Source organism: Antrihabitans stalagmiti, assembly GCF_016482825.1.
Taxonomy (GTDB): domain Bacteria; phylum Actinomycetota; class Actinomycetes; order Mycobacteriales; family Mycobacteriaceae; genus Antrihabitans; species Antrihabitans stalagmiti.
The window spans coordinates 1-6,238 of record NZ_JAEMNV010000025.1; the positions used below are offsets into that span (position 1 = coordinate 1).

A 6,238-nucleotide genomic window follows, 5' to 3' on the forward strand; every position below is an offset into this window, starting at 1 on the left:
GCCCAGATCGATGGCACGCTTCGGCGACAGACGGCAGCGACCGAACTTGGCATGCCTTCCGTCGGGTCCATCTCCGGAAGGTCCTCTGCCCCATGAGAATTAAGTTCAGAGAAGCAGGCGTTGGCGTGAGGGCAGCTCTGCTGGACGGGCAGCCCGCAGTAGCCGTTGGGCAGGGCCTGGGTGGCGCGGCCGAGGCGTTTGTTTGGCCCAGGCGGCTTCGGCTAGCGGGCCGTCGGGGTCCAATGTGACTGCGCGGCCGTGGATGTCGACTTTGCGGGCTGGCACCGAAGAAGTACCCGGACGAACTGCGTGAGCGGGCGACGCGGATGGCGGTGGAGGCTCGGCAGGACCCCGCTGCGAAGGTAGGAGCGGTCCGTCGGATCGCCGAGCAGCTCGGCGTTCATCCCGAAGCACTGCGTACGTGGGTCAAGCGCGCCGAGATCGACAACGGTGACCGGCCGGGTACGCCGAGCGCCGAGCAGAAGCGGATCACCGATCTGGAGCGTGAGGTCCGCGAATTGCGAAGGGCCAACACCATTTTGCGTCAGGCCTCGGCTTTCTTCGCGGCGGAGCTCGACCGCCCACTGCGCTGATGTGCGAGTTCGTCGACACGCACCGCGACGAGCACGGGGTCGAGCCGATCTGCACAGTACTGCAGTTCGCCCCGTCGACCTACTACGCGCATAGGACCCGTCCACCGTCGGCGAGATCGGTCACCGACGCCGAGCTGACCGAGAAGATCACCAAGGCGCACAAAGACAACTACAGTGTGTACGGCGCCCGCAAGGTCCACGCCGAACTGAACCGGAAGGGCACCGAGGTGGCCCGATGCACCGTCGAGCGGCTGATGAAGGCGGCCGGGCTGCGAGGGATCGCGCGCCGGCCGGGCCGGCAGCGCACCACGCTACCGGCAGACGACACTTGCCGTCCCGCCGATCTGGTCGACCGCCAGTTCGTTGCCGAGAAGCCAAATGCGTTGTGGGTGGCCGACATTACGTACATCCGCACGTTCGCCGGCTGGGTGTACGCGGCGTTCGTGATCGATGTGTTCTCCCGCATGGTCGTCGGCTGGCAGGTGTCGACGTCGCTGCGTACCGACCTGGCGCTCGACGCCCTCGAGATGGGCATCTGGAGCCGCACCCGCGACGGTGCGGACCTGTCGGGGCTCGTGCATCATTCCGACCGCGGCGTGCAGTACCGCGCTGTGCGTTACACCCAGCGTCTCGCCGACGAACACGCCGTGGCTTCTGTTGGCTCCGTTGGGGATTCCTACGATAACGCCCTCGCCGAGGCGTTCAACTCCCTGTTCAAGGCCGAGTTGATCCGCAACAAGGGCCCGTGGCGCTCGATCAACGACATCGAAATCGCGGTCGCCGAGTACATCGACTGGTTCAACCATCGAAGGCTCCACGGCGAGCTGGGCCACGTCCCCCCAGCGGAATACGAAGCCCGGCATTCCGCCCCTCAGACTCCGACCGCACTGGTCGGAACCAACTGATCATGTCTCCATCAAACCCGGTACTTGACATGTCGTGGCGGTGACCGTGACGTTGGAATGGCCGAGCAGCTTGGCGACTACCTCGAGGCTGATCCCGTCGCGCAACATCCTGGTCGCGGCCGTGTGGCGCAGCCAATGCGGGTCGAAGTCGATGCTTGTGCGGCGACGCAACCGCCGGACCAGGTCATAGACCGCGCCGTAGGTCAACGGGTGACCGTGGGGGCGGCCCCAGAGATTGACGAATACGTAGTCGCTGTCGAGGTCACCGTATTCGCTATGAAGGTAATCGGCGTAGAGCCGGATCAGTTCCGCGCTCACCGGAACCGTCCGGGGCGTCACTGATTTCGCGCGAGCCCGGTTGTCGTTGTCGCGCCGACAGACGACGACCTGCCGCTCTGCGGCGGTGATGTCGCTGTGACGAAGGCCCAACGCTTCGCCGATCCGCATCCCGGTGTCGTAAAGCAGCGCCAGCAAGAACCGGTCCCGCAGCCGATCACAGGAGTCCAGCAGCACCTGGACCTCATCCCGAGTCAGTACCCTCGGCAGCTTCTTCGGCGCCTTCACCGACACCGTTCGCCGAGGTCGTGGCGTGTTCTTGCTGATGTGGTGGAGAAACGGTTTCCAACCCCGCGTGACCCACCGAGCTGCCAGGTCGTCAGCAACTCGCCGACCTCGACACCGTCGCGGACGGCATGCAGATAGAACGACGCCAACGCCGACAACTTCCGGTTCACCGTCGCTTCGCCGCAGTGGTGATCCACCGACGGCAACACACCAAGCCTGTTGCTGCGCAACGCCGTCGGCAACCGCAGCCACGCGACGAACGCTCCGACGTCCTCGGCCGTCACCGACCGCCAGTCGCGATCCCGGCCGCCGAGGAATGTGAACCAGTCCTTCAGATCGTGGGCATACGCCTTGATGGCGCCTTGATGGTGTTCGGCGACCGCTCGATATCGGTCAAGTACTTCAGATATCGCTCCACCGGGGCCACCGTCCGGTCGTCGTCACCAAGGACGGTGAACGACTCACGCCGCGAGCGCGGCGAAACCACCTTCACGACAAGCACTTCGACTCCCCAGGATCTGCTTCATGGACCGCTGGAGATAACCACGTCCGCCAAGCAAAACCGAGCCTCCCGAGTCTTCGTGGTCCACATACAGGACAGCACCGCGAGCACTGCAGATAACGATCGCGTTCGTGGTGTAGATGATCTTGCGCAGCGCGGGCGGGAACGCCAGAAACGGGGTGAATCGTTCCCAGGCCTGTTCCCACACCGCGACCGCGGCGGGATGTCGTTTGCCGATGTCGGAATCGGCGAACGCGGCCAACGCAACCCACGCAGCGTCCTCGTTAGGGGCGGTGTAGATCGGACGCAGCAGCAAGTCGGCCACTTTCTTGCGGTCGGTGTAGGAGATGGAGCGTCGGCTTCGATCGCCGTAGGGAGGCCTTCTAGGCCGTCGCAGCAGGCGATCAGCACGTCGCACACACGCCGCGGTTACGCAACTCGCCAGCACGGTCGCTGCCGGAACGTATGAGCGTCAGTCTCGGTTCCGGCGCAATGGCTGGACAGCGTTACCGCTACGGACGTGCGATCTAGCGGCAGTGTGTCGGCGTCGATCTCACGACATCAGAAAGTGGCGCATGAGAAACGTCTGCGGTGGCCATGTTTGGAAGTTCGAGTATCCGGCTATAGCGTGCACGCTGCAACGGCGCAGCAACGGAATCGTTCCCACCACCTGAACAGAGGCGGTTGGGGCGTTTCCGGTATTTCACCCGCAGGCGGAGAAGGCCGTCCCGGCACCGTGACACGGTGCCCACTGTGACCGGCGCGGCAGGCGTCCGTGGCGCCACAGCCGGCTGGCCGATTGCGTTCAAGCACTGCGCACACACCGCAACACGGGGTCGTCCGATTCGCAATCCCGGAGTCGGCCACGGGTCGCTGCGTCGTGTGACATGCTTCAGCGCACCGACAGCCCAGCCCTGCTGTCGAATGCCACGTCGACTTTTCAGTCATGAAGGCGGTGTCTATCGTGGACTGCAGACGACATGCACATCCGTGTGCGATCGCCCGAATTTGCGACTGTGCCAGCGTGGCGAACATCGTGAATTGTGGCCGGCTCCCAGCATGCACAATGCCGGTCGGCTCGACGGAGGAAGTGCGATGAAGAAGAAGGATGTGGCCACCGATGGCGGCGTCGCCCGGAACTCGTCGACCGTCCCGGTCGCGTTCGCGGTCGGAACTCGGGTGCGAACGTCGCCGAGCGCGACCGCCGACGGTATGCGTAGCGTCGAGCAGACCGGGGTGATCGTCGACGATTTCGGCGAGGTCCTCGCGCCGCACGACCAGTACGGGCGGGATTGGGCGTTGACCAAACGCTGGGCGGTGGCGTTGGACAGCGGCTCGCTGGTATTCCGCGACGACGACGAACTCGAACACGAACACGCTCGCTGACTGCCCGCAGCGTTGCTGGCAAGCGTCGCCATCGGCGGGACTGTGGCCGGGGTTGGCCTCCGATGCCTCGGTCGTGATCACGGTCGGCCGTTGCAGCGCGCCACAAGCTGCGCCGCGGCTACCCCCTGCGGTAAATGGCTTCATGACGCCCGGAGAGGCGGTTACTATCCGGTTGTTCGATCGGCAGGTGTGGCATGCCGACGATTCGGGTACCAGAGGGTTACAACGAAAGCAGGTAGAGCTGAATGGTATCTATGAGACCGGGTCTGCGGCAGGTGACGATCGGGAGTGTCGCGTTGTCGGCGGTGTTGCTCGGCGGATGCAGCAATGTCGAAGAGGCGGTGAACAAGGGCGGCGACACCTCTTGTAGTGACTACCTCGGCCAAGATGCCGACGATCGGCGGGTTACCGTCACGAAGTTCCTCGAAGAGGAAAACGGCGAGGATCCTGCGGCGAACGCGATCGATGGGGCGATCATCGCGATCGACGTGCTGTGCTCGGCGCAGCAGAACGCGGACACTCCGATCAAAGATGCCGATCTCGCCGGGATTCTCACTCCGAAGTAGAACCCTTTTCCGTGGCGATGTTCCTCACTCAGCACGAACTCGAAGTATCACGCGTGCGGTCACGTCGCGCCGAGCAGGATCGCCGGACCCACGAGGACGGGTCCGAGGATGTTCTTGACGCCGGGCTCGGTGCGTTCCCCCCGCAGGGAGAGATAACAGAACAGCACACCGCGGCGGTGAACAGCACGTAGATGGAGGTGATCAGCTGCGGGGTCACTGCGGTCTTGAACTTCACCTCGGTGAGACCGGAGACTATGTTACCGACGCGGGGCGCCGACTCTCGTCCACTGAGCAGCGGTGCTGACGGGGTTTTGGCCCAAGTGTCTTCATCGTGGTCGATGGGTGCGCGCGCTGTCCTGGAGAAGGAAGCTACCGCTCGCCGCGCCCGAGCATGAGCCACAAAGCGACTCGACTCGACCGTCCCGCGACCGCCCGCCCACTCGACGCTGCGCATCGACCGTAGGCGCGCACACCGCACCCGGACCAGCGCGAGCGTCGCATCGCAGGCGGGGCAAAGACCACTGTTTTGCGTCGCACCGTCGGGGGTAGTCGGTATGCAGGCGTTCGAGACCGCTGACGTCCTCCGTTGTCAAAGATTCACTGATTCGATTTTCTGGAGGCTCGATTCTCTATGCCGACCACGACCGCAAAAAGCGTGATGCTCACCCAACTGCGCGCGCTCGAAACGTTGACGAACACCGAAGTGATGGTCGCCCGGACACGCACCGCGCAGGCACGCACGCACGCAGGCGGTACGTAGGGAACTGCGTCAAAACGCCGAGCACGGACGCGAACGGGCCGCAGCCATTCAGGACGCTATCCGCCGGCTCGGCTCGGTACCGGCTGTCCTCGCCCCGGCAATCGGGCGGGTCGGTGCCCTGGTGAAGACAGTGTTCGAGCAGGCGCAACCCTTCGACGAGGCCCTGCTGGGTGATCTCACCCTCGAACACCAACTGCTGGGCCGGGCCACCTATCTGAAAGCCCTTGCCACCAACGAAAGCAACGCCGAGTTGATCGACCTTGCCGACCGGTTGATCACCGCACATCAGGCCACCGTCGACTGGCTGACCACCGTTCTGGCCGAAGAGGCGCTCGGTGGGCCGGTGGCCTTGAAAAGGACACCGTTGCAGTCTGTCGCCGCCTTGGGTACGACCTTGGTGAACCTGCCCGCCACGGTGATTGCGCGGATCGGTGACAATGTCGCCGACGCCGCCAAGCACACCCCCGCCCGCACGACCGAACTGGTGCGGAGCAACGGCCGCACCACAATTCCCGCAGCCGAGGACCTCCGCGTCGACGACTACGACACTCTCAACGCCGCCAAAGCGGCAGCTGCCATCCGCACCCTGCAGGACCCGGCTGATATCCGTGCGGTGGTGGCGTTCGAAGAAGCGCACAAGAACCGTTCCACGGTGGTCTCGGCGGCCCAGACTCGTCTCGCCAACCTCGCGAAGGACACTGCCGGTGTTCAGTGAAGTGCCTATTGCCGCCGGGGTCGGCACAAGCGCGCCTGATGCACGCACCGTCAGCCCGGTCATCCCGGCCAGCTCGCCGACCTTCCAGACTTTCCTCGCCCCGGCGCACGGTTCAAAAGCACTCTGAACCATCCCGGCTTTGATGCACACCTTCCCAATTGGAAAGGTGACTGCTCATGTCGAAGATTTATTCAGCCGAGGTTCGTGAGAAGGCGGTTCGTCTGGTGCTCGAGCATCGCGGTGACTA

Annotated in this window: 3 protein-coding genes, 4 pseudogenes and 1 other annotated feature; of the genes and pseudogenes, 4 read left to right on the plus strand and 3 right to left on the minus strand. The window is 64.3% G+C overall.

Going from position 1 to position 6,238, the window contains the following annotated elements; all coding sequences use genetic code 11:
- Nucleotides 1–107: 107 nt before the first annotated feature.
- A pseudogene (locus tag JGU71_RS30125) lies at nt 108–279 on the minus strand (tyrosine-type recombinase/integrase); the annotation flags it as partial.
- A 47-nt stretch (nt 280–326) separates the two neighbouring features.
- Here JGU71_RS30125 and JGU71_RS29425 point away from each other — a divergent pair.
- A protein-coding gene (locus tag JGU71_RS29425; protein ID WP_233530279.1) for an IS3 family transposase occupies nt 327–1,498 on the plus strand; the annotation gives its coding sequence in 2 pieces (ribosomal slippage) (nt 327–555 and nt 555–1,498; 1,173 coding nt in all).
- Nucleotides 554–667 (plus strand) — a sequence feature (AL1L pseudoknot). It overlaps the preceding gene by 114 nt.
- Before the next feature lie 30 nt (nt 1,499–1,528).
- On the opposite strand, the pseudogene JGU71_RS29430 reads toward JGU71_RS29425, so the two are convergent.
- Nucleotides 1,529–2,564 (minus strand): annotated as a pseudogene (locus JGU71_RS29430) (tyrosine-type recombinase/integrase); the annotation flags it as partial.
- Between the two features lie 121 nt (nt 2,565–2,685).
- Nucleotides 2,686–2,990: pseudogene (locus JGU71_RS30130) on the minus strand (transposase); the annotation flags it as partial.
- Between the two features lie 669 nt (nt 2,991–3,659).
- Here JGU71_RS30130 and JGU71_RS29440 point away from each other — a divergent pair.
- The 3 genes and pseudogenes from JGU71_RS29440 to JGU71_RS29450 all read left to right on the plus strand — a co-directional run bounded on the left by JGU71_RS29440 (nt 3,660) and on the right by JGU71_RS29450 (nt 5,991).
- A complete protein-coding gene (locus JGU71_RS29440; protein ID WP_233530280.1) occupies nt 3,660–3,950 on the plus strand; it encodes a hypothetical protein in 291 nt (96 codons plus the stop codon).
- 254 nt (nt 3,951–4,204) lie between these two features.
- Nucleotides 4,205–4,516: a hypothetical protein gene (locus JGU71_RS29445; protein WP_199708695.1), complete on the plus strand. Its 312-nt coding sequence runs from the start codon at nt 4,205–4,207 to the stop codon at nt 4,514–4,516.
- A gap of 631 nt (nt 4,517–5,147) precedes the next feature.
- Nucleotides 5,148–5,991 (plus strand): annotated as a pseudogene (locus JGU71_RS29450) (DUF8129 domain-containing protein).
- Nucleotides 5,992–6,238: the final 247 nt, after the last annotated feature.

Bases quoted from the DNA above. Each gene is read 5' to 3' on its own strand.
- JGU71_RS29440 (WP_233530280.1), top strand. From the start codon at position 3,660: ATGAAGAAGAAGGATGTGGCCACCGATGGCGGCGTCGCCCGGAACTCG.
- JGU71_RS29445 (WP_199708695.1), top strand. From the start codon at position 4,205: ATGAGACCGGGTCTGCGGCAGGTGACGATCGGGAGTGTCGCGTTGTCG.